The 25870-nt window shown below is 65.7% G+C and carries 20 protein-coding genes, 1 tRNA gene and 3 pseudogenes; 9 read left to right on the top strand and 15 right to left on the bottom strand.

Annotated features, from left to right (window positions below):
• Positions 1–3: 3 nt before the first annotated feature.
• Entirely contained in the window at positions 4–804 is an 801-nt protein-coding gene (locus tag LRS04_RS17620; RefSeq protein ID WP_257817458.1) for an SDR family NAD(P)-dependent oxidoreductase, read from the top strand.
• On the opposite strand, the gene LRS04_RS17615 is transcribed toward LRS04_RS17620, so the two are convergent.
• The 6 genes and pseudogenes from LRS04_RS17615 to glmU all read right to left on the bottom strand — a co-directional run bounded on the left by LRS04_RS17615 (position 788) and on the right by glmU (position 7457).
• Positions 788–1237, bottom strand: coding sequence for a hypothetical protein (locus LRS04_RS17615; RefSeq protein ID WP_257817457.1), 450 nt, complete (start codon positions 1235–1237; stop codon positions 788–790). The two genes, LRS04_RS17620 and LRS04_RS17615, sit on opposite strands and share 17 nt — an antisense overlap.
• A 95-nt stretch (positions 1238–1332) precedes the next feature.
• Positions 1333–2718, bottom strand: coding sequence for a class II 3-deoxy-7-phosphoheptulonate synthase (locus LRS04_RS17610; protein WP_257817456.1), 1386 nt, complete (start codon positions 2716–2718; stop codon positions 1333–1335).
• Positions 2719–2789: 71 nt separating this feature from the next.
• The gene (locus LRS04_RS17605) at positions 2790–4025 is read right to left on the bottom strand and encodes an O-antigen ligase (protein ID WP_257817455.1); all 1236 of its coding nucleotides are present in this window, start codon (positions 4023–4025) and stop codon (positions 2790–2792) included.
• Positions 4022–5405 (bottom strand): annotated as a pseudogene (gor, locus tag LRS04_RS17600) (glutathione-disulfide reductase). The gene LRS04_RS17605 and the pseudogene gor overlap by 4 nt, the downstream one beginning before the upstream one ends.
• Positions 5406–5418: 13 nt before the next feature.
• Positions 5419–6039: a ribose-5-phosphate isomerase RpiA gene (gene rpiA / locus LRS04_RS17595; protein WP_374577246.1), complete on the bottom strand. Its 621-nt coding sequence runs from the start codon at positions 6037–6039 to the stop codon at positions 5419–5421.
• A gap of 62 nt (positions 6040–6101) precedes the next feature.
• Positions 6102–7457: a bifunctional UDP-N-acetylglucosamine diphosphorylase/glucosamine-1-phosphate N-acetyltransferase GlmU gene (glmU, locus tag LRS04_RS17590; protein WP_257817453.1), complete on the bottom strand. Its 1356-nt coding sequence runs from the start codon at positions 7455–7457 to the stop codon at positions 6102–6104.
• 156 nt (positions 7458–7613) lie between these two features.
• Here glmU and gph point away from each other — a divergent pair.
• The 6 genes and pseudogenes from gph (at position 7614) to LRS04_RS17560 (ending at position 13552) form a co-directional block, all read left to right on the top strand.
• Positions 7614–8276: pseudogene (gene gph, locus LRS04_RS17585) on the top strand (phosphoglycolate phosphatase).
• 57 nt (positions 8277–8333) lie between these two features.
• Positions 8334–8408: transfer RNA gene (locus tag LRS04_RS17580), tRNA-Val, on the top strand.
• 216 nt (positions 8409–8624) lie between these two features.
• Positions 8625–9566, top strand: coding sequence for a DUF2971 domain-containing protein (locus LRS04_RS17575; RefSeq protein WP_257817452.1), 942 nt, complete (start codon positions 8625–8627; stop codon positions 9564–9566).
• A gap of 309 nt (positions 9567–9875) precedes the next feature.
• Positions 9876–10877 (top strand): ATP-binding protein, encoded by a 1002-nt coding sequence (locus tag LRS04_RS17570; protein WP_257817451.1) that lies wholly within the window; start codon positions 9876–9878, stop codon positions 10875–10877.
• 54 nt (positions 10878–10931) lie between these two features.
• The gene (locus LRS04_RS17565) at positions 10932–12170 is read left to right on the top strand and encodes a S8 family serine peptidase (RefSeq protein ID WP_257817450.1); all 1239 of its coding nucleotides are present in this window, start codon (positions 10932–10934) and stop codon (positions 12168–12170) included.
• The gene (locus LRS04_RS17560; protein ID WP_257817449.1) at positions 12167–13552 is read left to right on the top strand and encodes a S8 family serine peptidase; all 1386 of its coding nucleotides are present in this window, start codon (positions 12167–12169) and stop codon (positions 13550–13552) included. The genes LRS04_RS17565 and LRS04_RS17560 overlap by 4 nt, the downstream gene beginning before the upstream one ends.
• A 161-nt stretch (positions 13553–13713) precedes the next feature.
• On the opposite strand, the gene LRS04_RS17555 is transcribed toward LRS04_RS17560, so the two are convergent.
• Positions 13714–14289 (bottom strand): hypothetical protein, encoded by a 576-nt coding sequence (locus tag LRS04_RS17555; protein ID WP_257817448.1) that lies wholly within the window; start codon positions 14287–14289, stop codon positions 13714–13716.
• 1090 nt (positions 14290–15379) lie between these two features.
• Entirely contained in the window at positions 15380–15856 is a 477-nt protein-coding gene (locus LRS04_RS17550) for a hypothetical protein (RefSeq protein ID WP_257817447.1), read from the bottom strand.
• Positions 15857–16382: 526 nt separating this feature from the next.
• Between LRS04_RS17550 and LRS04_RS17545 the strand changes: the two genes are divergently transcribed.
• Entirely contained in the window at positions 16383–16697 is a 315-nt protein-coding gene (locus tag LRS04_RS17545; protein ID WP_257817446.1) for a hypothetical protein, read from the top strand.
• A gap of 279 nt (positions 16698–16976) precedes the next feature.
• Here LRS04_RS17545 and rmuC read toward each other — a convergent pair whose 3' ends face one another.
• A complete protein-coding gene (gene rmuC / locus LRS04_RS17540; protein ID WP_257817445.1) occupies positions 16977–18491 on the bottom strand; it encodes a DNA recombination protein RmuC in 1515 nt (504 codons plus the stop codon).
• Positions 18492–18736: 245 nt separating this feature from the next.
• Between rmuC and LRS04_RS17535 the strand changes: the two genes are divergently transcribed.
• Positions 18737–19672, top strand: coding sequence for a hypothetical protein (locus LRS04_RS17535; RefSeq protein WP_257817444.1), 936 nt, complete (start codon positions 18737–18739; stop codon positions 19670–19672).
• Between the two features lie 470 nt (positions 19673–20142).
• Here the strand turns inward: LRS04_RS17535 and LRS04_RS17530 are convergent, their stop codons facing one another.
• From LRS04_RS17530 to hpaH, 6 genes and pseudogenes are all read right to left on the bottom strand, one after another.
• Positions 20143–21252, bottom strand: coding sequence for a CaiB/BaiF CoA-transferase family protein (locus LRS04_RS17530; protein WP_257817443.1), 1110 nt, complete (start codon positions 21250–21252; stop codon positions 20143–20145).
• On the bottom strand, positions 21249–22511 hold the full coding sequence (locus tag LRS04_RS17525; RefSeq protein WP_257817442.1) for an NAD(P)/FAD-dependent oxidoreductase: 1263 nt from the start codon (positions 22509–22511) through the stop codon (positions 21249–21251). Before LRS04_RS17525 ends, LRS04_RS17530 begins: the two co-directional genes overlap by 4 nt.
• 43 nt (positions 22512–22554) lie before the next feature.
• Positions 22555–23658: a nitronate monooxygenase gene (locus LRS04_RS17520; RefSeq protein WP_257817441.1), complete on the bottom strand. Its 1104-nt coding sequence runs from the start codon at positions 23656–23658 to the stop codon at positions 22555–22557.
• Between the two features lie 56 nt (positions 23659–23714).
• Positions 23715–24305 carry an acyl-CoA dehydrogenase family protein gene (locus LRS04_RS17515; RefSeq protein WP_257817440.1) on the bottom strand — a complete coding sequence of 197 codons (591 nt, stop codon included), beginning with the start codon at positions 24303–24305 and terminating at the stop codon, positions 23715–23717.
• Between the two features lie 73 nt (positions 24306–24378).
• Positions 24379–24852 (bottom strand): annotated as a pseudogene (locus tag LRS04_RS28230) (acyl-CoA dehydrogenase family protein); the annotation flags it as partial.
• Positions 24853–25038: 186 nt separating this feature from the next.
• Positions 25039–25839, bottom strand: a complete 801-nt coding sequence (hpaH, locus tag LRS04_RS17510; RefSeq protein WP_257817439.1) for a 2-oxo-hept-4-ene-1,7-dioate hydratase — start codon at positions 25837–25839, stop codon at positions 25039–25041.
• Between the last annotated feature and the right edge of the window lie 31 nt (positions 25840–25870).

The raw sequence follows: 25870 nt of genomic DNA, 5'->3' as shown, positions 1-25870 counted from the left end.
CCCATGAACCTCGACCTTGAAGGCAAGGTAATCTTCGTCGCCGGCGCCAGCCGCGGCATCGGGCTAGGCATCGTCGAGGCCTGCCTCGCCGAAGGCGCGAAGCTGGTTATCACCGCCCGCGGCGCCGACGCCCTGGAGGCCACACGCGCCCGCCTCGCCGCCCGATATGGCGACGACCGCCTGCTGGCGATCTCCGGGGACCTTCGGGAGACGAAGGTGATCGAGGACGCGGTCGCAAAGGCCGAGGACAGTTTCGGCCCGATCTTCGGCGCCGTCGCCAACGTCGGCCTGCACCCCTGCCCGCCCGGCATCGAGATCGACGACGAGACCTGGGACGCCGGCTTCACCCAGAACCTGGATTCAGCCTGGCGGCTGTCGCGCGCGGCGTTGCGGCGGATGACGCCGCGCAAGGACGGCTCCGTCCTGCTGATCAGCTCGATCGCGGGGCTCGGCGCGCTGGGCACGCCGCTGACCTACGGCACGGCCAAGGCCGGCGTGAACCACCTGACCAAGGAGCTGGCCCGGATCGCCGGTCCGAGCGGGGTCCGCGTCAACGCCATCGCGCCCGGCAACATCATCTTCGAGGGCGGCGAGTGGCAGGAGCGCTCGCAAGGACCGCGCGCCGACGCCTGGACCCGCTGGATCAACCGCGAGGTGCCGCTGAAGCGCTTCGGCCGCCCGGAGGAGATCGGCGCCGTGGCCGCCTTCCTCCTCAGCCCGCTGGCGAGCTTCGTGACCGGCGCCGTCGTCCCCGTGGACGGGGGGCCAGACACGCTAGGCCCCCGGCCTACCGGCTTGCGCTGACGCCCGCCTCGGCGAAGAGCGCGTCGAACGCCTTCTGGTCGACGCCCCCTTCCAGGTTCGCCATGCCTTCGCTAACCGACGGATGGTTCATCAGCCCCTGCATCGCGAACTCGCCGAACAGCCGGAACGATTCCGGCAGGGCCGCTCCACCCTCGAACTTCAGCGCCTTCATGCTCTGCTGACGGCAATCCTTGACGAGGAGGCGCTGCATCAGGCTGCCGGCCTCGACCGCCATGGCCTTCCGCTGAGCATCGGTGAGGTTGGAATATCTCGCGACATCGGGATGATGCGACATGGCGGAGAACATCCACGCCACGAACACCGCCTGATCCTTGGGACCTGCCGACTCCACAAGGCACTTCGACAAGTCGTCGCCATACACCCCGGCATTGGCGGACGTGGCCGCGACAGCCGACAGGCCGAGCGCCGCCACGGCGCCCGCCAAACGAACATTCATGAGATCCCCCCGAACCTTACGGACGCCAGCTTAGCCGTTGGACGCCCATCCGCAAGCGGAGGAATAGGGCGTCAGCCGCCGGCCACCGCCCGCTTCGCCTCGCTGAGACGGTCTTCCTTCAGCTTCTCGGCCACCAGGAAGGCCAGTTCCAGCGCCTGTTCGCCGTTCAGCCGCGGGTCGCAGTGCGTGTGGTAGCGATCGCCCAGGTCGGTCTCCGAAAGCGCCCGGGCGCCGCCCAGGCATTCGGTGACGTTCTGGCCGGTCATCTCCAGGTGCACGCCGCCCGGGTGGACGCCCTCCGCCTTGCAGATCTCCACGAAGGACTTCACCTCCGAGAGGATCCGGTCGAACGGACGGGTCTTGTAGCCGTTGGCGGCCGTGAGCGTGTTGCCGTGCATCGGGTCGATGGCCCAGACGACGCTCCGGCCCGCCGCCTTGGTGGCCTTCAGCAGGCGCGGGAGCCGGTCCTCGATCTTGTCGTAACCGAAGCGGCCGTAGAGCGTCAGGCGGCCCGGCTCGTTCTGCGGATTGAGCACGTCGATCAGCTTCAGGAGGTCGTCGCCCTCCATGGTCGGGCCGCACTTCATCCCGATCGGGTTCTTGATCCCGCGGAAGAACTCCACGTGCGCGCCGTCCAGGTCCCGGGTCCGCTCGCCGATCCACACCAGGTGCGCGGACGTGTCGTACCACTGGCCCGAGGTGCTATCGACGCGGGTCATCGCCTCCTCGAAGCCCAGCAACAGGGCCTCGTGGCTGGTGAAGAAGTCCACCTGATGCATGGACGGGTGGCTCTGCGGCGTCACCCCGATCGCCTGCATGAAGGTCAGGCTCTCGCTGATCTTGTCGGCCAGTTCGCGGTAACGCGCGCCCTGCGGGCTGTCGGAGACGAAGCCCAGGGTCCAGCGGTGGATGTTGTGCAGGTCGGCGTAGCCGCCATGCGCGAAGGCCCGCAGCAGATTGAGCGTCGAGGCGGACTGGGAGTAGGCCTGGATCAGTCGTTGCGGATCGGGCCGCCGAGACTCCTCGGTGAACTCCATGCCGTTGATGTTGTCGCCCCGGTAGGACGGCAGGGTCACATCGCCCTGGGTCTCGATCGGGGCCGAGCGCGGCTTCGCGAACTGGCCGGCCATGCGGCCGACCTTCACCACCGGCTTGCCGCCCGCAAAGGTCAGCACCACCGCCATCTGCAGGATCAGGCGGAAGGTGTCGCGGATGTTGTCCGCGTGAAATTCCTTGAAGCTCTCGGCGCAGTCGCCGCCCTGCAGCAGGAAGGCGCGGCCTTCCGACACCTCTGCCAGGCGGGCCTTCAGCTGACGGGCCTCGCCGGCAAACACCAGCGGCGGCATCCCTCGGAGCGTCTGTTCGACCTTCGCCACCTCGCCGAGGTCCGGATAGTCCGTCGGCATATGCTTGGCGGGCTTCGATCTCCAGGAGGCGGGCGTCCAGTGTTCGGTCATGACTTCGTACTTTTGGGCGAGATTGCTCCCCGGGGGGAGCCAAGGGGCGGGTTCTACCCCTAAATGGGGTGTCAGGTCGATGGGCGAAGAAGGTTTTGCCCTTTCGCCGCGGCGGCAATGACGGCCACCAGCGCCGCGCAGGCCAGCCACCACTCCTGCCAGAGGCCGAAGTTGATGCCGCCGAACAGCAGATAGACTGCCGCCGAGGCCGTCGCCGCTGCGGCGACGAGGTCCGCCTTCGGCCGGTTCAGGCGGCTGAGCGCCAGCCACCAGATCGCTGCCGCCATCAGGGCTCCCACGGCGCCGAGCTCCAGCCAGGCCTGCAGGGGCCCGTTGTGGGGATGCAACACGATCCCCGGGCTGAACTCCCGGCTCGCCTCCAGGCCCCAGCCGCGCAGGGGGTGATCGCCGATCCAGTCGGCAGCGTGGGTCCAGTAACCGACCCGCATGGACCAGGAGAGCGGAAGGTTGGGCGTCCAGTGGAAGGCCTGGGATGCGAGCCTTCCGGCAACCACCATGGCCGGCATGACGATGTAGGCCACGGCGGCCAGGCTGCCGATGGTCTTCGGCGCATCGGCCGGCCAGCGCAGCGTCGCCAGGAAGACGACGACCGCCAAGGCCACCGCAATGGCCGGCGCGTCGGCGTTGAAGGCGATTGCGCCGACCACCGTGCCCACAGCCATGGGCGCGCACAGCCAGCCCATCCCCTTCACGCGCATGGCGCCCACCGCCGCCACCGGCCAGAGCAGGGCCAGGACGAAGGTGGTCCGGGCAAGGTTGCGGGCCGCCAGGTCCGGGCGGATCGGCTCGACGATCTGCGGCCAAAGCCACTGGTAGAAGGCCGCGCCGGTGAAGGCCTCGGCGATGAGGACCACACCGACCGCCGCCAGGCCCCAGGCGAGGATCTGCAGGGCGATGGTCCGAAGGCGCGGCGAGGCGCGCCGCGCGCCGCAGACGGCGCCCCAGTAGAGCGGCAATTGCAGGGCGAGCTTCAGCGCCGTGCTGTCCTCGGCGCTCTCCACCCGGTGCGGGCTCCAGAGCGTCGAGACCGCGGCCCAGAGGAGCGCGGCGAGGAGGGCGATCAGCAGCGGCCGGTCCTCCCTGCGGATCCGCAACGCCGGCAGGCTGAGCAGACCCATCAGCGCGAGCAGCGGCGCAAAGCCGAGCTGCGCCAGCCAGGCGAGCAGCGGCGTCGCCACGGCGCCGAAGATCAGCACCGCCCCGCACCAGACGCCCAGCGCCCCGCCCTCGCCCGCCCCCGAGCCTGTGGAGCCCGCGCGAGGCGGGCTCCGGGAAGGCCGCGTCATGCAGCCTGGCCCAGGCCCGGCGGCATGTACTTCTCGCGCAGCGTCACCAGTTCCTCGGCCAGCGTCGGATGGACCGCGCAGGTCTGGTCCCACTGGGCCTTGGTGGAGCCCATCTTCATGGCGATGGCCGCCATCTGGATCATCTCCGGCGCATCGGGGCCGACCACGTGGCAGCCCACGACCCGATCGGTCGCCTGGTCCACCACGAGCTTCAACAGCGAGCGCTCATCGGCGCCGGTGAAGGCGTATTTCATGGGCCGGAGGCGGGCCAGGTAGATGTCCACCTTGCCGTAGGTGTGCCGGGCGTCGGCCTCGGAGAGCCCAACGGAGCCGATCGGCGGCTGCGAGAAGACGGCCGAGGCCACCATCTCGTGGTCGAACTTCGTCGGCCGGCCGTAGAACTCGGTGTCGGCGAAGGCGTGGCCCTCGCGGATCGCCACCGGCGTCAGGTTGATCCGGTCGGTGACGTCGCCCACCGCCCAGATCGAGTCGACATTGGTCTTGGAGTATTCGTCGACGATCACCGCGCCGTTCTCGGCGAGCTTCACGCCGGCGTTCTCGAGGCCCAGGCCTTCGGTGTAGGGCTCGCGGCCCAGCGCGAACAGCACCTCGTCGCTCTCGCAGTGGTGGCCGTTGGTGAAGTGGCTGACATAGCCGGAGCCGGTCTTCTCGATCGACTTGTGCTGGGCGCCCAGGATCACCTTGATGCCGCGCTTCTCCAGCTCCTCGGCGATATGGGCGCGCACGTCGTCGTCGAAGCCGCGCAGCAGGTTCGGCCCGCGATGGACGATGGTGGTCTCCACGCCCAAGCCGTTGAAGATGCCGGCGAACTCGATGGCGATATAGCCGCCGCCAGCGACGACGATCCGCTTCGGCAGCTTCTTCAGGTGGAAGGCCTCGTTGGAGGTGATGGCGTGCTCGACGCCCGGCAAGTCCTTGGGCATCCAGGGCCGGCCGCCCGTGGCGATCAGAATCCTCCTCGGCCGTGGCGCGGCCCTTCTCCGGGCTCTCGACCGTGTGGGCGTCGACCACGGTGCAGCGAGTGTGGACCAGCTCCGCGCCGGCGTTCTGCAGGTTGCGGACGTAGATGCCCGACAGCCTGGCGATCTCCTTGTCCTTCTCGGCCAGGAACTTCGACCAGTCGAAGGACGCGTTCTCCACGCTCCAGCCGTAGCCTTCGGCGGTCTTCACCTGGTGCGAGAACTCCGAGGCGTAGACCATGAACTTCTTCGGCACGCAGCCGCGGATCACGCAGGTGCCGCCGACACGGTGCTCCTCGGCCACCGCCACCTTGGCGCCCGACATGGACGCGAGCCGCGCGGCGCGGACCCCGCCGGAACCCGCCCCGATGACAAAGAGGTCGTAGTCGTACTTGGCCAAGAGGCGCTCCTTCTTACGGCTCGAGCGTCGCCACGCCGTCCGGCGCGCCGATCAGGGCCTGTTCGGCGAGGTCGAGGAAGAGGCCGTGCTCGACGACCCCGGTGATGCTCTTCAGCGCCGCGGCCAGCGCCGCCGGCTCCTCGATCCGCCCACAGGCTGCGTCATAGATAAGGTTGCCGCCGTCGGTTCTCACAGGGGCGCCGTCCTTGGCCCGCAGCCGGGGCGCCATGCCGATCTCGAACTCCGAGAGCACATCGCAGATACGGGCCGCCGTCGTCTTGTGGCCGAAGGCCACCACCTCGATCGGCAGCGGGAACCTGCCGAGCGTCGGCACGACCTTGGCCGCGTCGGCGATCACCACGCAGCGCCGGGAGGCTTCCCAGACCAGCTTCTCGCGCAGCAGGGCCGCGCCGCCGCCTTTGATCAGCGACAGGCCGGGCCCGATCTCATCCGCGCCGTCGACGGTCAGGTCGATCTCGCGGGTCTCGCCGAGCTGGGCGAGCCTCAGGCCGAGCTCGGCCGCGAGTTGTTCCGTCTGCACGGAGGTCGCCACGCAGGTGACGTCCAGCTTGCGCTCGGCGAGCGCGCGGACGAACCAGGCGGCCGTGGAGCCGGTGCCCAGCCCCACCACCATGCCGCTATCGACGAGCTTCGCGGCCGCCTCGCCTGCGGCCCGCTTCTGGGCGTCGGCGTCGCTCACGTCTTCGCCTTCGCCTTCTCGGCGGACTTGCGGGCGCGGAACTCCGCCGCCCAGCCCGGCCGGTTGGTCTGGCCGCCGCGTTCCAGGGCCAGCGCGTCCGGCGGCACGTCCTGGGTGATCACCGAGCCCGAGCCGGTCATGCCGCCCGCGCCCACGGTCACGGGCGCCACCAGGGCAGTGTTCGAGCCGATGAAGGCGCCCTCGCCCACGTGCGTCTCGTATTTGAAGAAACCGTCGTAGTTGCAGAAAATCGTGCCCGCCCCGATGTTCGCGCCCGCGCCCACCGAGCCGTCGCCGAGATAGCTCAGGTGGTTGGCCTTGGCGCCCTCGCCCACCTTCACCTTCTTCACCTCGACGAAGTTGCCGATGTGGGCGTTCCGGCCGATGTCGGCGCCGGGCCTCAGGCGGGCATAGGGACCGATCAGCGCGCCTTCGCCCACCACCGCGCCCTCCAGATGGCTGAACGCCCGGATGACCGCGCCCTCGGCGACCTTCACGCCCACCCCGAACACCACGAACTGCTCGATGACGGCGCCGGGCGCGATCTCGGTGTCCCAGGAGAAGTGCACCGTCTCGGGCGCCAGCAGGGTCACGCCCTCGTCCAGGAACCGCTGTCGCTGGCGCTGCTGGAAGATGCCCTCGGCCTGGGCGAGCTGGGCGGGCGTGTCACAGCCCATCACCGCGGCCTCCGGCGCTGTGTGCGCCCGGACGAGCGCCTGCTCGTGCACGGCGATGCCGACGATGTCGGTCAGGTAGTACTCGCCCTTGACGTTCTGGTTGCCGACCTTCTCCAGCCAGCCGAACAGCCGCGCCCGGTCGGCGCACATCATGCCGGCGTTGCAGCTCTTCACCGCCTTCTCCTCGGGCGTCGCGTCGCGCGCCTCGACGATGCGGATTACATGGCCGTCGGCGCCCTTGATCACCCGGCCGTAGAGGAGCGGGTCCACCGGCTCGAAGGCCAGCATGGCGAGGTCGACGCCCTGTTCCCGCAGCGCGAACAGCGGCTCCAGGTCGCCAGCCGAGAGCAGCGGCGCGTCGGCGTAGGTGATCAGCACGTCGCCGTCGAAGTCCGCCAGCGCGTCCTTCGCCGCCAGCACCGCATGCGCGGTCCCCAGCGGCTCGGTCTGCACGGCCACGGCCGCCGCGCCCAGCCGCTTCTCGACAAGCTCGCGCACGGGCGGGCTGTGGGTCCCGACCACAACCACCACCCGCTCGCAGCCGGCGGCCTGCACGGTGTCGATCATCCGGTCGAGATGGCTTCTCCCGCCCACCTTGTGCAGCACCTTGGGGATCGGGGACTTCATGCGCGTGCCCTGGCCGGCGGCCAGGATCACAGCAGCGCGGGCAGTCATCTTCGGGCGTCTCCCAGACCGGACTCAAACGGGGCTTGCCGGCGAGCCTTAGCAAGCCTTGGCGCGAGGCGCGAGAAGCGGCTATGCCGGGCCGGCGCCAGCGGAGAGTCTCAAGCGTGAACACGTCCGGATCGTTCCCGGCTCGACGGCGCGACCATCGCCTTCGACCTCGACGGCACCCTCGTTGACACCGCTCCCGACCTGATTGGCACGCTCAACTGGCTGTTGGCCGAGGAGGGCTTGCGCCCCCTGCCCCTCGACGAGGCGCGGCCATTCATCGGCAAGGGCGCGCGCTGGCTGATCCAGCGTGGTTTCCAGGCCGCCGAGGCGGACCTCTCGGCCGACCGGCTGCCCGTCCTCTTCGACCGCTTCATCGACCGCTACAACGCCCACATCGCCGACGAGAGCCTGCCCTACCCCGGCCTGGTCCCGGCCCTGGAGGCCCTTCAGGACCGGGGGCACGCCTCGCGGTCTGCACGAACAAGCTCACCGGCCTGTCCATGTCGCTACTGGACGCGCTCGACCTCTCGAAGCATTTCGCCGCCGTGGTGGGCGCCGACGCGGCCCCCGCCGCCAAGCCCGATCCGCGCCACCTGACCGCCGCCGTGGACGCCGTCGGCGGCGACATCGGCCGCACCATCCTGGTGGGCGACGCCGCGACCGACGCCGGCGCGGCGCGCCGCCGGCGCGGGCCTGATCCTCGTCTCCTTCGGCTACACCGAAATCCCTGCCGCGGAGCTTTCCCCCGACATCCTTATCGATCACTTCGATGAGCTGCCGGCCGCCTGTTTGCGGCTTCTCGGCCCTTGCGGCGCGTAAGGCCTCGGGCTATACGCCCGCTCCTTCCCGGTTCGCCTACCCGGCGGCCGCTTCGGCGGATGCGTAGCTCAGCGGGAGAGCACCTCGTTCACACCGAGGGGGTCACAGGTTCAATCCCTGTCGCATCCACCATTTCTTTCAGGCACTTAGAATTTCAGCCAGCGGAGCCGCCCCAGTTTCCGCCCCAATAACCTGGCAGCGATGCGCCATCGGCTGCCGTCGGCTCCCTTCCAGTAAAGTCACTCGCAAGAGGTGCGCGCGGTGCGTTCGCTGCCCTTGAGCGCGCCCCCTACGTCCTCGGCATTGTCCCCTCAGATTGAAGTTGGCAGGCTGGCGCGGGGGAGCATGATGCCAAATAAGCTCTACAAATATCGCGCTTTCGGCGTTCGAGCGCTGCGTAGCTTGACCGAGGCCGAGGTCCACTATTCTCGGCCGAAGACGTTCAACGACCCGCTGGACTGCGACCCGACTTTTGCCGTGGACGTCGGTCGAGCGACCCTGGAGAAGCTCCTGTACCGGATGCTTCTGCGCCGGCTGGAGAAGAAGCAGGCTGCCGACCGAGTGGGCTACCTTCGCTATATGTCGACCGAGTACGGGGACTTCGAAACAGACAAGGATGTCGAGGCCTACCTCGTTCGGATGCTCGCGCGTGACATCAAGGACGAGCTCGACGACGAATTCTCGCAGCGCGGCGTCCTATCGTTGTCCGCCACCTGGTCCTCGGCGTTGATGTGGAGCCACTACGCCGACGAGCATCGCGGGATCTGCGTCGAGTACGACACGACTGACCAGGAGCATCCGAACCTCGGGCCCGTCAGCTATCGCGCGCCGCGGGCCGTTAAAGCGAGCGATCTTGCGCGGTGGAAAGGCTCCGACGACGCTGCGGCCAGGGATCGTGTTCTCCAGACTTATTTCTACGCGAAGTCCTCGGAGTGGAAATACGAGAAGGAGTGGCGCGACGTTCGTGACGACAATGGCGTCAAGGAGCTGCCGTTTCGGATCACCGCGATTCACTTCGGACTGCGCTGCGACCACGCGGTGATCAGCAGCATGGTGCGGCTGCTGAACGACCAGTCTCAGATCAAGCTCTACACCATTCGCCCCAAGGAAGAGACGTTCAAGCTCCGGCGATCGCGGCTGGGCGCCGAAGACATCGCGGAGATCAACGCGACTGCGATAAGCGAGCCGGGCTGGCTGATGTTTAAGGACGTGTTCTGGGAAGAGGAACTCGAGAACCTGCCAGAGACCGGCGGCGAGGCGTTGCCTGAAGTGCCGGACCCAGCCCCATGATTGCAAGGGTGCTTGCCGCTTGTGCGCCCCGGCGAGAGACTGCCGGTAGCGCCTGCCTGATTGGCTCGGCAGCGCCACGAGCCGAAGTTGGGACTCGGCCGACGAGCGGACATTCAGAGCGCTATAGCCCGTGGGCGAACAGCAGACGTTGGGAGCGCAAAGTCCTGCTGACCGCTTTTGACGCAGGACTGGATTACTCCTGTGTTCATGGTCATGTTTCCGGCTAAAGGCGAGCCGGAATTTCCACACCGGGCATTAACCAGGACTCGCGCTATCGTTGCGCGGGCATCAGAGAAAGGGAGCGCTCCGATGACGATCCGGCATATTCTCGCGCTTCTGGACTCCCATGCCGAAGGCGACGAAGAGCGCCTGATGTCGATCGCCCTGTCGATCGCTGCCACCGAAGCGCGGGCGGGCCACGCTGAGGACGCCGACGCCTTGAAGAAGGCCGTGCAGCGCCTGCGCGACGCTCGCCGTTCGACCCCGATGGCGGCTGCTCCGATACCGATGGCGCGCCCCCGCGGGGAACTGCAGACCATCGTCGAGAGCAGCTACCCCAAGACGCGCCTGTCGGCCATGGTCCTGGGGCCGGCGACGGCTGACAAGCTGTCGCGCGTCGTGCGCCAGCAGGAGGCCCGCGCCACCCTGCGCGAGCACGGCCAGACCCCAGCGAGCCATCTGCTGCTGATCGGCCCTCCCGGCACCGGTAAGACCATGACTTCGGCGGCCCTGGCCGCGGAACTGCGCCTGCCGCTCTTCACCATTAAAATGGAGAGCGTGTTTAGCCGCTATATGGGCGAAACGGCTGGCAAGCTGCGCCTTGTGTTCGATCAGGTCGCAAGCGTGCGCGGCGTCTATCTGCTCGACGAGTTCGACGCCGTCGGCGCGCGCCGCGGCGACCCGAACGACGTGGGCGAGATGCGCCGGATCCTCAATTCCGTGCTCTCCTTCATGGAAGAGCCCAACAGCACCGACAGCGTTGTCGTGGCTGCCACCAATCACGTCGAAGTCCTCGACCACGCCCTGGCGCGCCGCTTCGACGAGGTCATAGAGTACAGCCTGCCTACGGCCGACGAGGGCGTCGCGATCCTCAAGACCCGCCTGAGCAAGTTCAAGCTGGCGGCCAAGGCCCTGAGGGGCCTGCGTGAGGATCTGGGCGGCCTTAGCCAGGGCGAGATCGTGCGCGCCGCGGACTCGGCCGTGCGCGAGGCGATCTTGACGGACGGCCACACTGAGATTTCGGCCAACCATCTGGCCGCCATGCTGCGTGACCGCAAAGCGTTCCGAGAGCGCTTCCATACTGCGCCTTGAGCCAAGCTTCGCATCCGTCAATGATCGTTCCTCCCGAATCGTGCGGAACGCTCAATGGCTGGGCAAGACTTCGACGGTTACCAATCTCCACATCTGACGTTGGACGGCGTGCGCCGCGTGGCGGCATTCGCCGCTCCCAAGCGGAAGATGGATATCAAGCCGATCAAGGATAACGTTGCCCACGGTGCCGCGCTGCTCGAGCAACTGGCCGCCGCGCTGCCACACCTGCCCCTTGCCGGCGCCGACGCCCGGCTGCCCATCAGCGGACTGAAACCGGGCGTGCTGGTGAGCTTGGAGACTGAGGCGCCTAACACCGATCGCAAGGGGCCCAGCAAGATCCCACTCTCATTCGAAATGCCCGGCCAGGACGTGGTCATCCTCAGCTCGCGACGCACCGAGGGTCGCGCCGAGGAGTCGATCGTCTTCGTGCCCGATGATGCGCGGCAAGGCCTGACCCGACGGCTCGAAGAATACGGCGCGCGCGGCATGCGCAACACCCCGCCTAAGTACATTGCCGAATTTGAGAAGATCGAACGCATCGCCGCGGCCGAGACCTCAAAGCTGTTCAGCGCGGGCACGGACTTCGACGATCAAGCGCCGCGCTGGTGGGAGCTGTGGATTCGCAAGCTCGACGGCGTGCCTGGGGCGGTGATCCGCGCGGCTCAGAACGCCCGCATCGAAGTCCATCCCCAGCAGCTGTTCTTCCCCGACACGACGGTCGTGTTCATCTACGCCGCGGCCCGCCAGGTGCTGGCCTTCGCCTCGCGCGTCCCCGGCGCCATCGAGGAGGTCCGCCCCGGCCTCGGCACTATCGAGCCCTTCCTGACAATGGGCGAGGAGCGGGTCACGCAGTTCGACTTCGTCGATGAACTGGCAGGACGGATCATCCCAGCGCGCTCCGATGCGCCGACAGTCTGCGTCATGGACACCGGCGTCGCTAGCGCCCATCCCTTGCTGGTCGATGGTCTGGCCGCGGCAACCGCGGTGGACGCCGCTTGGGGCGTCGAAGACCACTACCGTCACGGCGGCCACGGCACGAGCGTGGCCAGCTTGGCGCTGCTGGGCGACCTCGAACATCCGATGAGCGATGGCCGGGTGATCGAGCTCACCCATACTGTCGAGTCGGTGAAACTGTTGCCGCCTCCGGGCTTTTCCCCGACGCCACCCCCCAGCTATGGCGTCGTTACCCAGTCCGCGGTGGGGATCATCGAGACCGAGCGGCCGAGTCCTGATCGGGCTTTCTGTTTGGCCAGCTGCCATCCCGACGCCGACTCCAGTCGGCCCAGTTCTTGAGCGGAGCAATCGACCAGATCGCCGCCGGCTCCATGGTCGGAGAGCGAGAGTTCGCTAAGGATGCCACCGAGACGCCCAAGCGCCTGGTGCTCGTCGCCGCCGGCAACGTCGTCGGTGGCTTGGCCAACGTGGTGGACGAAGGCGGGCCGATTACTGATCCGGCCCAGGCCTGGAACGCCCTGACAGTCGGCGGATATACGACCAAGATCGAACTCACCGACGAAGACCTGGCTCCGCTTCGTGGGGCCAACGAGGTCAGTCCCTACAGCACCTGCACCCGAGGCCTGCCCACCGATCTCCTACCCATCAAGCCCGAGGTGATGTTCGAAGCGGGCAATATGGCGGTCGACCCACTTGGCTTCTGCGACTGGCACCCGGCGCTTTCACTTCTGGCGGCCAGCAACGCCGTCGACACCGAACCGCTGGTCCCGTTCTGGGCGACGAGCGCGGCGGTAGGGGTCGCCGGCCACTTCGTGGGCCAGCTACAGGCTGCGCTTCCGGGTCTCTGGCCCGAGACCTACCGAGCCTTAGTCGTCCAGTCCGCCCGCTGGCCTGAACCCATCCGCCGTCGGCTGATCGGCAGGGGCAAAAGCTGGAAGACCGGATCAAAGGCCCTGGCCGATAGGCGTGCCGTCCTGCGCCAGGCGGGGTTCGGTGTCCCGCAACTCCACGCCGCGATCGCGTCGGCCAAAAACGACTTCACGATGATAGCCCAGGCCGAGATCCAGCCCTATGCAGCTGGTGCGAACGGCGGTTCGCCGGTCTACAACGCCATCCACTTCTACGACCTGCCTTGGCCCAAGACCGTCTTGGCCGACCTGAACGACAAGGCCGTGACCCTGCGGGTGACGCTCTCGTACTTTATCGAGCCGAACCTGACCGGCAAGGGCGCGACACGTCCGGAGACCTACCGCTCGTTTGGACTGCGCTTTACCCTGAAAAAGCGAGACGAGACCGAAGAGCATTTCCGCAGTCGCTTGAGCCAAATTGAGGCCGACGGCGAGCAGGAAGATGAAATGCTCGACGAAGACGAGGACGAGGATTTCCAAGGCGTCGCCGACGACGGCGAAGCCGAGGACAAGAAGAAGACCCAGACGTCAAAATGGCTCATCGGACCCGGCGCGGTCTCGGCCGGCTCGCTCCACTGTGACATCTGGCGTGGCAAGGCCTCGGACCTCATCGACCACGATGCCATCGCGGTTCATCCGGCACCGGGTTGGTGGAAGAGCCACGGCGGCAAACGCCGCTTCGGCGACAGCGGACGCTATGGCCTAGTGCTGTCGATTTCGGCCGACGGTTCCGAAGTTGACCTCTATGCCGAGGCCGCGAACGTGCTCACCACTAAGGCCGCGCTCATTGATCTGGAAACCTTGATCGGCTGAGCGCTTCACAGCGAGGACTGCGCGCGGTCCTTCGGACGGCCATCTACGGGTGTAAGCGGGCTGCCTTTACCGCAAAGCTGCCCGTAGTCAGACAGCGGACTTTCAAAGGTCAGAGAAGAGTCAGCTCCGGTCACCTTCACGGCGACCGGAACTTCCAACCTCTAAGCAGCGCGGCGGAGGCGCAGCAAATGACGCCCGCTCTCGTCGCTCTTGCGCGCGGCCGCGTTGAGGTCGAGGTGGCCGAAGAAGTGTAAGAGGGCGAGCGCACTCGTGACCTGCTCTTCGTCGACTTGAGCACCAGGATGGAAAACGAATCCGCCGGGCGCGACAGGCCTGAAGTCCATCACCTGCAGCTTGCCGAGATGAGGAAACGTTCGCCGGCTAATGGGCGCCCATGCCGAGTAGCGGCCGCTGAAGCTCTCGCAGATCAGGGCCACACCCTCCTGACGTTCAGGATGGCTGCTCGGCCGGATGCTGGGGTTCGTGGGCGCGCTCCAGGCTTCCATCGCCACCGCGACCCGATCCGCCTGCGTCACGATCGCGTACGACCTCACAAGGTTGGCGAAGACCACCTTGTCACCGTCGGACCGGATGAGCGGTGACTGAACAGTGATAACTGTGCCCTTCGTATGGATCTCGACGAACGGCGGGTCGATTGCTCCGTGGACGAGAAACGTCTGTGCGGCGGCCTGATAGATCTTGTTCAGGGCAACCTCGTCTTCGTGGTTGTTCTGCATGTTCACTCCTGTTGTGTGGCCATCATCGGCCTTGTAACAGGATCGCGAATCCACCCCCCAGAAGTCGAAATAGAAGTTTCTCTTTTCGCTCGCACATCTATTTTGGCCGTGGACCGCCCAATCCCTTATGATGGGCCTCTTCGGACGCCAAGTCTGAGCTAAATACTGCATATCGCTCAGGGGTGTGAGTTTACGGTGACCCCACCGGACAAGAGTGGCTGGGAACATGACCAGCACCTCGGGCAGAGCGGCCTAAGAGGCGGAGATAGGCGCACGCACGCTGAAGGACGGCCCCTCGGATTGCCCACGGGCAGAAGGCAAGCAAAAAGACGATGGCTCTGCTGTGATGACTTCAGCAACCATCGGCGCGCAGCGGTAGCTGAATGCCGACTGCGCGTGCTTCCGGGACTCGATCCCGGATAACCGTTTCAACTCTGAACGCATACCTCGACAGCATGCGGTTACGTTACGATCGCGGCGGCCCTTCAATGGGCGAGCGGACCACGAGTGCGTGGCGTGCCCGAGCTACCCCTGACCCTAACTGTCGCTCGACCTGGTGATGCGGAGTTGGGAGGAGGCAGCTACAGCAGGAGACAGGGAAACCGCCTGCGCCATGGAAGCATGGCTACGTTGCTCTTCAGAAGGCTGACCGATGCATGGTGAGCTGATCTTCCCCCTGCCTGGCTGCGCGAGAACTGCGTGGTCAGGCAGGGGGAAAGAAGGCGTTCACTCCTGCATGGTGCTGATCAGAAGAACCGTTTCGATGGCTTACACGAAGAGCGATGAGGTCTGGAGTACACATGCTGAGCTCGAGCAGAGCGAGCGGCAGCGAGCGGGCTGAGCGAAGCCGGTGAACCAAGCGTAGCGCAGGTTCGCCGCCGAAGGCATCTGATTGGCTGTGCAGCTGTGCATGGAGCCATGAGCACGCAAGCCCGTCACCGCCGTGGTGCATTGGTGCCAAGCGCGACAGCCACATTATCACCAGTCAGCCCTTGGCCGATTGCGACGGCGCCCGCCGGGCTTACGGATGGCAAACCTCGTTCGCCGAGAGATCGCGAACAGGCGGACCCCTTCAATCCGCCTCCTAAGCCTACCTCTTCTTCAGCCCATCAGCAGTTCTGAAGTAATCTGAAAATCTCAGCCTGAATTCCGTTGCCGCGTAGTGACTCTCAAAGCTGGCGATGCTCAGCGTGGTCGTGCCGTCGTACCGCTCCGCGCCTTGGATGAGTTGCACTGCGCCACGCTCATCCTGTTCAAAGCGACCGCAAATCTCGTCGAAAGGAACCGCCGCCCCGAAGCTCTCGAAGGTATACTCCAGCGGTGTTCTCCACATCCTTGCAGGACGAGCGAGATCTACCTGACAGACCCCCTTGGCCTGCAGCGCCGATGCGACCCTAAGCACCCCCGGGCGCCCCTTGGGCTTCCTTCTGGGCGCTAGGTGGGCGACCTCAGACCGCACTAGAGCATCGTGGATATCAACCGCTTCGCCGCGTCCGAGTTCGAAATCAAACACCGCGCCATAGAGGGCAGCCTCGACTTCATTGGTAATGACAACGATGTTTGACACGCAAATTCTCCTGAACGCGAGACTCTGTGATCTCGCGAGCCAATGTTTCAGGAGCTCTACTCGGCCAGATCTTCTGACCGGGTTCGCTATGGTCCGGCTCTGTGCCAGACAAGCTCTTGAACCCGGGTATGCCTCACCGCCGAAACGAGTCAAGCGAGGCAGATGATCTGCCCGGCGCACCACGGATGTGGCCACGCGAAGTCCGGCAATGGCGGGAATGTACGGACCACATGCCGACTCCGACAACGTCAGCGAAGCGGTTGAGCTCAAGCAGAGGGAGCGAGCTGAGCGAAGCCGGTGAACCAAGCGGAGCGCAGGTTCGCCGCCGAAGACATCCGGTGGGCTGGCGATTGGATGGCGTGCGAGGCCATCGGCAAGGAAGTGGCGATTTCGGTTCGAAATATATCGACTCGCGAATGCGGAATTCGGCACCCTGTGAGGACTGCAGAAAGCAGTTTCCAGAAAGGGAGCCAGAGAAATGGCATTCACGACCGCAATCCGCCCTCACGAAGACGCACACGACGTCATGCGAGAGGTCGAACAACATGCAGCTTTCATTGAATGGCCGAAGCGACTGATCTCTGAGGACGGGTGGACCGTTACATACAGACCACTAACTAACCCCGACACCGAAAGCCTGATCTACGATCCGTTCGAGGCTTCCGATGCAGCGGCACTGGAGGCCGCGGGCGAGAACCACATTTGGACGGAGATCGACTGGCCCGACGCATGGGGCGCCATCATGCCTGGTCGACACCGGTTCGACGCGATCGGCTACATCATCACTGAGCAGCCCTGGGCTGAGAGCGACCGCGACCTCCTCGTACTGGTGGAGGGCTGATGGGCAGTCACATCCGAGTCAGGCTGACTGATTGCATCTGGAGCCATCCGACAACCCGGGAAGACGACACGCCGGACGAACTAGAGCTCTGGTTCGGAGTGGGCGCTGGAGAAACACGCGACGACCTCGATCTGGATAACCTCATCGAGGCGTGGAGCGACGGATATGAACTCGAACGCGGGACTCGGCTGCTCCGCGCTTTTATCGCGGAGACACCGAGCCATTAAGGCGCTCCGAGATTTATCCAGCGATCTCGCGCGGTTCGGGAGAGGCGATAGCTCAGGCTGTTGCCTCTCCTTCTGGCGCGAGTAGCGCCAAGTCGGGGTGGCCACTGCTCAGTTCGCTCAGTCCCTCGTCGATCAACAGGCCCTTCGGCAATGCCTTGGTCGTCTTGGCGCCCAGCTCTTTCAGCTTCTCTGCCTGACCGACGAGATTACCCGGCCCGGTCTGAAGCTTGCCCATCGCGCCCGTGTAAGAGGCTTGGGCTTGGTTGAGGCGCCGCCCCAGCGATTGCATGTCCTCGACGAAGCCGACGAACTTCCCGTAGAGGTGGCCGGCTCGATCGGCGATCGCTTCCGCGTTCTGGTTGCGGCGCTCGACCTTCCAGACGTTCTCGATCGTCCGCAGGGCAATCATCAGGGTCGTGGGCGTGGCGATCGCGACGTTGTTCTGCACGGCGTAGCTGGTGATGTTCGGATCCTTCTGAAGCGCCGCAGCCAGGGCGCCTTCGATGGGCACGAACATGATCACGTAGTCCAGCCCTCCGGTCGTCGAGTGGTACTCCTTCGCAGCGAGCCCTTTGATGTGAGCGCGCATCGAGGCGAGGTGCCCCTCCAGGTGTAGGGCGCGCTCCTCCTCGGCCTCGGCATTGACATAGGCCTCGAAGGCCACGGTCGACACCTTGGAGTCGATAATGACGTGCTGACCGCCCGGGAGGTGGACGATCACGTCCGTCCGAAGCCGCGCCCCCTCCTCTGTGCTGTGACTGGCTTGGCGGACATACTCCTCGCCTTCCCGCAGCCCGGATTTCTCGAGGAGCGTCTCCAGGATCATCTCTCCCCACGCACCCTGCATCTGGGCGCTGCCCTTGAGGGCCCGGGTGAGATTGACCGTTTCAGTGCTCATGCGGGCGCTCTGCTCCGACAGTCCCCGGATCTGCTCAGCGAGTGTCGCGCGCTCCTTACCCGTATCCTCGTGCGCCTTCTGCAGCCCTTCCTGGAACTCCTTGAGCTTGTCGCGGAGCGGCGTGAGCAGCACGTCGAGCTGCTCCTTGTTCTGCTTGGTGAAGCTCTCGCCGTGCTTGCCCATCACGTCGTTGGCCAGCACCTGAAACTCCCTCGTCATCGTCTCTTTGGCCTCGAGAAGGATTTTCAGCTTGTCGTCGGCTTGGCGGCGTTCCTGCTGTAGGGTCTCCCGGAGCGCCGCGAGTTCAGCCTTCAGCGCACTCAGCTGGCCGGCTTCCTCGTCCAATGCCTTCCGAAGGCGCTCGATTTCAGCCGCCGATTTCACTTCATCGGCTTCCAGCCGCGACTTCGCCTCCCTAAGGGCGGAGACCTCCTGATCTGCCTTTTCCCGAGCGGCTCGTACCTCGCTGAGGTCTGCCTCCAAACTCTCTGCGCGAGCAGCCCGCTCCTTGAAGACGGCGAGCTCCGCCTCGACCCGCGCCTTTTCCGCGGCAAGCTCTGGCCCGAGGCCCGACCCCTTGCGCACCAGGAGCAACACCAAAGCCGCTGCTAGGCAAAGCGAGATTACGGCCCCCGCCGCCATCACCATCAAGACGTACGACTTATCCAACTAGAGATCTCCCGGTTTCCTCCGAGAGTAATCTGAGAACTCGGTTGAGCAACAAATACAGTTCCGCCGCCGCGCCTCGGGGCCCATTTTTCTCGACGGATTCACAAAATATGAGACGATCGGCCTCCCCCGTCAGGAGAGACCGCTGCATGAATGAGCTGAGCTCGCTATCCGGCCGACGTATTCGCGCACGAGCTTGGCAGTATGCAGATCAAGATCTTCTGGGATGGGCTACGGAGCGCCTTGTGGAACTGGACGGCCTGGCGTCGGGCGTTCTCCGCCGCCTGTTGCGTTCTTCACCTCTCGTCCGGCAGGCCATCTTCGCCGCGATTGCGCACACGATGGACCGGAATGAGCAGGAGGCGGAGCTTCTCGCGCAAGCGCTCTGCGTCGGACGGGCTCGTCATGTGCTCGACAGCGCGATCGGAGGCGTTCCTGACGGGCTGATGGGAGCCCTGGAGCGGATCGGTAGCACTCCCCTGCCCCGAGCCGACCACTACAAGGCGTTGGTGGCGCTTTTCGCGTCCCCAGAGAAGCGCGACCGGACACGTTGTCTCCAGCACTGTGGAGAGATCACGAGCCTCACCATCGATGCCGTGACTCACTTCGATCCGAAGTGGCTCCACCCCAACGTCCTCCGCGGCGCAACCAGCTTGCGCGATCTCAGTGATTTCTTGGAGGCGCTCCGCCTTCTGCAAAGTCTCCCGAATGGTCCATCAGATGAGGCTGTTCACCGCGCAATCGCGAACATGCACGGTCGCGCTCGGCTCCAGAATGTGATCGCGCGACTTATGCGCCGCTCCGCCGCCTATCCTGAACACCCGCTGGACGCGGACGCAGATTTCCGACCGCTTCGAACCGCCTCTGACCTCATCCGAGCAGGTCGCCGCTTTCGCAATTGCCTGCGCCATCATGTCCTGGGTGCGCTGACAGGCAGAACCGCCTACGCCGTCTTCAGGGAGCAGGCAGTGCTGGAGTTCCGGCGCCTTCAGACCGGCGGTTGGCTCCTCTTCGAAGTGCACGGGCCGGAGAATGACCGGGTGCCCAGAGACGTGCGAGCTGTGATCAGAGAGGCATGCGCAGCTCGGAGTCTTCCGATGATGACCGCGAGCCATGATCCCGACTGGGAGCCGCTTGTTAGGATGGCGACTGAGGGCGGAATCTACGACTGGGCCGCCTGAACGCAGCTTACCTGCGCTGACATAGAGCAACTGCTTAGAAGGCGGTTCTATCTCCTTGATATCACTATGCAGCGACTGACTATTCGCGCTGTGTTCCGGCCCTCGTTGCCCAGGGCCGCTCAGCCGCGTCTAACAGCTTCGGTTGGTGAGATCGGCGCTCGCGCGCGGCGCCGGCGAGGCGCACCGCCGACCCGGCCGGCCATCTCGGCGTGCCAGCCGGCCAGCGCCGTCTCGAGGTTGCTTTCGAATCGTAGCCCTTGTTGAGGCAGCCACCGCGGCGCGACCCGTCCGCCGCCGTCAGCGCCTGGTGAACAGACCGATCTCGCGGCAGGGCACGACGAGCTGAGCGCACGCGCCCTGGATCGCCAGACCATGGTCGTTTGAGGGCGGTTGTTCCCCGATAGGATGCAAGTCCGGGCTCACGGCCCGAAGCTGGGCCCAAGCATCGGACGGAGAACAACCATGGACGATCATGTTGGTCTAACGGGTTGGACGCCCCACTCGCGCAGCACGTCGCGTCCACCTTCTCCCGTCTTAACTGGCGGTCCCTGCACAGTCCCAGGCGTCGCCGAAAATCGGGGTGCCGGTGCAGGTTGCACGACGCCGGAGACCTCGACGAACGTCCCACGGCTCACATTGTGCGGATGCGCGACGGCCTCTTTGAGGTTCAGCACGGGCGCGAAGCATGCGTCCGACTGTTCCAGCAGCGCGCACCAGGCCGAACGAGGGCGAGTCCTGAAGAGCTTCGCAAGCTTCTCCCGAAGCTCCGGCCAAGCCTGGCGGTCGTGTTGGCGTGCGCGAAGGGCCTCGTCATGGATTTCGAGTCTTTCCAGAAGCAGCGCATAGAACTGCGGTTCGATGGCCGCGATCGAAATCCACTCGCCGTCCAGGCATTCGAACACGCCGTAGTAGTGGGCTCCGCCATCGAGACTGTTGCTGGCGCGTTCACCTTGCCAACGCCCCTCGGCCGCAAGTCCGTAGAAGACCGACATGAGCGAGGCCGCGCCGTCGCTGATGGCGGCGTCCACGACCTGCCCTTCCCCAGTGCGTTGCGCGTGATGCAGGGCTGCGAGCAAGCCCATCACGAGGTAGAGGGCGCCACCCCCGTAGTCGCCTACTAGGTTGAGCGGTGGCACTGGGTGGTCCTTGGGGCCGATCGCATGCAGAGCGCCCGAGATGGCTATGTAATTCAGATCATGACCTGCGCGTTGAGCGAGGGGTCCGCTCTGCCCCCAACCGGTCATGCGCCCATAGACCAGACGCGGGTTGAGCTTTAGCGCCACATCCGGGCCCAGCCCGACCCGTTCCATCACGCCCGGTCTGTAACCCTCCACGACCGCGTCGCACCGTTCGATGATGCGGCGGCACTGTTCGACCGCTGCGGGGTCCTTGAGATCGAGGCCCAGCGACCTCTTCCCGCGAGCCGCGATCTGCCACGGGTGCGGATCTGGCGCATCCGCCCGATCGATCCGCAAGACGTCGGCGCCGAGGTCCGACAGCAGCATGCAGGCGAAGGGACCGGGCCCCATCCCGGCGAATTCCACGATCCTGAGATCGGACAGGGGCCCATTGCGCGTCATGCTGAGCGATCCTGGACAGCGGTTCTCGCCGGTTCCGCTTGGGACAAGAGGACATGCTTCATCGACACCGTCGGGTCGGCGAGCTTCGAAGGGTCCACCCGCTCTCCGCGGAGGATGAGCCGCTTGCCAATCATGAACTCAGGGGCGGCGTTCACGGCCTCTACACAGCGCACGACGCCGCTCTTCAGGTGGAAGACGGCGAAGGACTTCGTCTCCGGCAGCCCGCGCACGATCGCCTCGTCGGCGTCGAAGTTGTAGCCAGCGATCTGGATCTTCAGGTCGTATTGGTCTGACCGCTGCCACGGACACTCCTCTGCCGGCCTGGAACTACCGAGAATGGCGGCGGTCGCCTGCTTGGCTTGTTCGAGCGCGTTGGGAACGCTCTCCAGCCGAAACCTGCGGTCATAGATGGGCATCGGTCGGCGCGTGACGTCGCCGATGGCGAAGATGTCAGGATCACTGGTGCGTGCGTCCAGGTCGACGATCACGCCGTCGTCAGTATCCAGGCCACATGCGGACGCCAACTCGTCGTTCGGCGTCGCGCCCACCCCAACCACGACCACATCGCACGGCATGCTCCGACCGTCGGCGAGCTCTAGCCCGCCTACGCGTCCAGCGGCGCCGACGAGGGCCACGACCGAGCAGCCAAACTCGAATGCAACGCCGCGAGACGTGTGTTGGGCGCGAAGAAAATGCGAGACGAGCGGACAGGCCACCCGCGCCAGCAGCCGGTCCTCCCGCTCGAAAACCGTCACATCCGCACCCAACGCGCGCGCCGAGGCGGCCACCTCAAGGCCGATGTAGCCGCCGCCGATCACGGCCACCCTCGTCCCCGGCGAGATCGCCTGCTTCAGGCCTTCCGCATCGGCCATGCTGCGCAGGCTCAACAGCCCCAGCAGATCAGCCCCCGGCGCGCGCAGCCGCCTGGCCCGAGCCCCGGTCGCCAGCACGAGGCGCTCGTAGGCCAGGGAGCCGCCGTCGGCGCACGTGATGGTCCTGGTTTCCCGATTGATCGCCTGGACCCGAGCCGACGGACGAAAGTCGATCCCGCACTCGGCGTAGAAGGTCAACGGCCTCAACGACAGGCTGTCAGCGTCGGCCTTCCCATGCAGCCACGCCTTGCTCAAGGCGGGGCGCTGATAAGGCGCTTCCGGCTCGTCCCCGAGGAGGACCACTTCTCCTGAGAACTTGAGCTGCCTCAACAACGCCGCTGCCGTGCCCCCAGCGTGGCCAGCGCCGACGATCACCACACGATCCATGTCGTTGCCTAGGAGAGTTTCGCCGAGTAGGTGCCTTGTCGGATTAGTCGCCGAGGTGCGTATTGATGGTCGCACGCAGCTGGTCCGCGACCTCGGCGTACTCCTCCACGAGCCGGCGCATGATCCGTGCGGCGGGCCGCCGCTCGTTCATGGTCCCAACGATCTGTCCCACGGCCGAACCGATAGGCTCGGCTACGCCGTGTTCCTCGATGCTTTGCATCTGCTCGTAGACAAGCGCCCGTTGATAGGGCGCCGGCAGTGGTTTGGGCGCGCCCTCAGCCTCCCACGCTTGGTTCCAAGCCGTCTTCAATTGGCGAAGCGGCTTGCCCGTCCGCGCGCGCGATCTGACGGTGTCGAAGGAGGAAGCGGCCAGCAGCTTTTCCACGGCGCGCGGATGCAAGCTGCTCTCGTTCGAGGTTAACCAGATAGACCCCGTCCAGACGCCTTCCGCGCCAAGCGCGAGCGCGGCCGCGAGTTGACGGCCAGTGCCGACCCCTCCGGCCGCGAGGACTGGAACCGGTCCCACGGCGTCGACCACCTGAGGCACGAGGACGAAAGTGGACACGTCGCCGGTGTGCCCACCGGCCTCCGTGCCCTGGGCGATCACGAATTCCGCGCCGCCGGCGACGTGGCGTCGGGCGTGCTCGGGCGCGCCGGACATGCCCCCGACGCGGATATTGTTGGCTCGCGCCGCCTCAACGATGGAAGGCGGGAGCGGGCCGAGCGCGCTGACAACCGCGGCCACCTTGTGGTTCAGTGCCACCTGCCATTGCTCGGCCGCGAGCTTCGGGCCCCACGTTCCCTTGCCGAATTCCCGACCGGCCCGGCCGCTGCGCCTCTCCGGGACACCAAACCTCTCGCCCAGCTGCGCGACGAAGCGCTTATGTGCCTCCGGAATCTCGGCCTTCAGGCTTTCCAGATCCTTCCCCTCGGACTCCGGGACGACAAGATCCACGCCATAGGGTCGGCCCTGGAGCTCTCTGTCGAGCCACGCCAGATCAGTTTCCAGGTCCTCAGGAAGCAGCGCGCTGACGCCGAAGACCCCCATGCCGCCGGCTTTCGAAACCGCGGCAACGACATCCCGACAATGGCTGAAGGCGAAGATCGGATACTCTATCCCGAACATCGACGTCATCTTGGTCTGCATTTCGGCTCACCTGAAGGGCTGGAGGGGATTCGCCCAGGCGGATCAAACAGCCTGGGTCACTTGGATCCGCGCGTGCCCAGGAGGCTGCGCGCGATCATCATCCGTTGGATCTCAGAGGTTCCCTCGCCGAGCCGTTTGACCCGAAGCTCGCGGAACCAGCGTTCAAGCGGCATCTCCTTGGACACGCCGAGCGCACCGAATATCTGGATGCAGCGGTCGACCACCCGGAACGCGGTCTCCGTCCCGAACACCTTCGCCATCGAGGCGTCCACACGGACGTCGCGCCCCAGGTCGGCATTCCAGGCGGCCTGGTAGATCAGCAGGCGCGCGGCCCGAAGCTCCATCTCGCTGTCGGCGACCATCCACTGGATCGCCTGTTTGTCGGCGAGGCGGGAACCGAACGCCTCGCGTTGCTTCGCCCATTCGATCGCCAGCTCAAGAGCGTACTGGGCGATCCCGACCGTGCCCGCCCCATAGGTGATACGCTGCTTCACGAGGAAGCTGTCGGCGAGCGCGAACCCCTGCCCTTCCTCCCCGACCAGATTCTCCGCAGGGATGACCGCATCCTCGAAGGTGAGCTCGAACGGCGAGTAGGAGGTCATCACGCCGATCGGACGTCGGGTGAAGCCCGGTGTGTCGGTGGGCACGATGAAGCAACTGATGCCGCCCCGCTCGCCCAGGTCGCCCGTGCGCGCGTAGACGATCCCCCCAGTCCGCGCGGCCCGCGTGCGTGATCCACATCTTCGAGCCGTTGAGCACGTACTGGTCGCCGCGCCTCTCGGCGCGGCACTGGATCGCTCGCGCTAGGTCCGAGCCCCCCGTCGCCTCACTCACGGCGTTGAACGGGCGAGTGTCGCTGCCCTCGACGATCGGCCGCCCATAGCGGGCCCACTGTTCGGCGGATGCTCTCAGGAGGACGCTGGGCGGGTTGCCGCCAAACGCCCCGAGCGCGGGGAAGTAAGCGCCCATGCGGCATTTGGCGGCTTCTTCGGCGACGAGGACTTGACCCAGGATACCAAGCCCCGCCCCGCCGAACTCGAGTGGCGTCTGAAGCGCCCAAAGGCCCAGGTCGCGGGCCTTCGCTTGGAGCGCCTGCAGCTGCTCCGGGGGAAGGCCGGCGGCGTCATGCTCCAGTGTGTCCTCAAGGGGACGCACTTCGGACGCCATGAAGCGGCGAACGAGGTCCTGAAGCATCCGCAGGTCTTCAGGCAGTTCCCAGGCGCCGGTCGAAAATCTAAGTTCCATGTCGCTTGGCTCCTGGAGAAGCGGCAGCTCGCCCGCCGCTTTCGGCCCGTTCAAACTAGGTCGCTCAGATTGGTCCGCTATTAAACTGTCGCGTACGCGGTGATTGAGTTTAGCTATGGAAGCGCCCGACCCTAATCAGACGAAACGGCAGCTGATTGCTCCGCAAGGCCCATAGTCGAAATGGAAGGTGTCGCCGGCGCGCGCTGCGACCGGTGCGATGAAAGAGCCGCCAAGAACGATCTCGCCCGCCTCAAGACGTTCGCCATGCAGATGAAGCCGGTTCGCCAGCCAGGCCGGACCATGGGCCGGATGGTTGAGGACCGCGGCAGCAACGCCAGACTCCTCCACGACGCCATTGCGGTAGCACACCGCCGCAATCCAGCGCAGGTCGAATTGCTCGGGCTTGAACGGCCGTCCTCCCAGGACCACGCCGGCGTTCGACGCGTTGTCGGAGATGGTGTCCATGACCTTCCGCGTGCGGCCCGTCTCAGGGTCGACGGGCTCAATGCGCTGATCGATGATTTCCACGGCGGGCGTGAGGTAGTCGGTGGCGTTCAGGACATCGAAGATCGTGCAGTTCGGACCCTCAAGCGGCGCCTTGAGCACGAACGCCAGTTCCATTTCCACCCGAGGCAGGATGAAGCAGTCGGTCGGGATGTCGCTTCCATCAGGGAAGAACATGTCATCCAAAAGCGCTCCATGATCGGGCTCATCGATGTTTGACGTCCGCTGCATCGCCTTGGACGTAAGCCCGATCTTGTGGCCTTTGAGGGTGCGACCTTCCGAGAGCTTCAGTCCGACCCATGCCCTCTGAATGCGGTAGGCATCCTCGATGGTGATGTCCGGATACTCGAGGCTGAACTGACGAATCTGCCGGCGTGAGGCCTCGGAGCCCTGCAGCTTCCGCGCCAGCTGCCCAACGACGCTTTCGTCCATCATGAGGATGCACCTGACTACACATTGAGCG

The organism is Phenylobacterium sp. J367, assembly GCF_024699985.1.
GTDB lineage: Bacteria > Pseudomonadota > Alphaproteobacteria > Caulobacterales > Caulobacteraceae > Phenylobacterium.
This window is presented reverse-complemented; position numbering and strand designations above follow the sequence as displayed.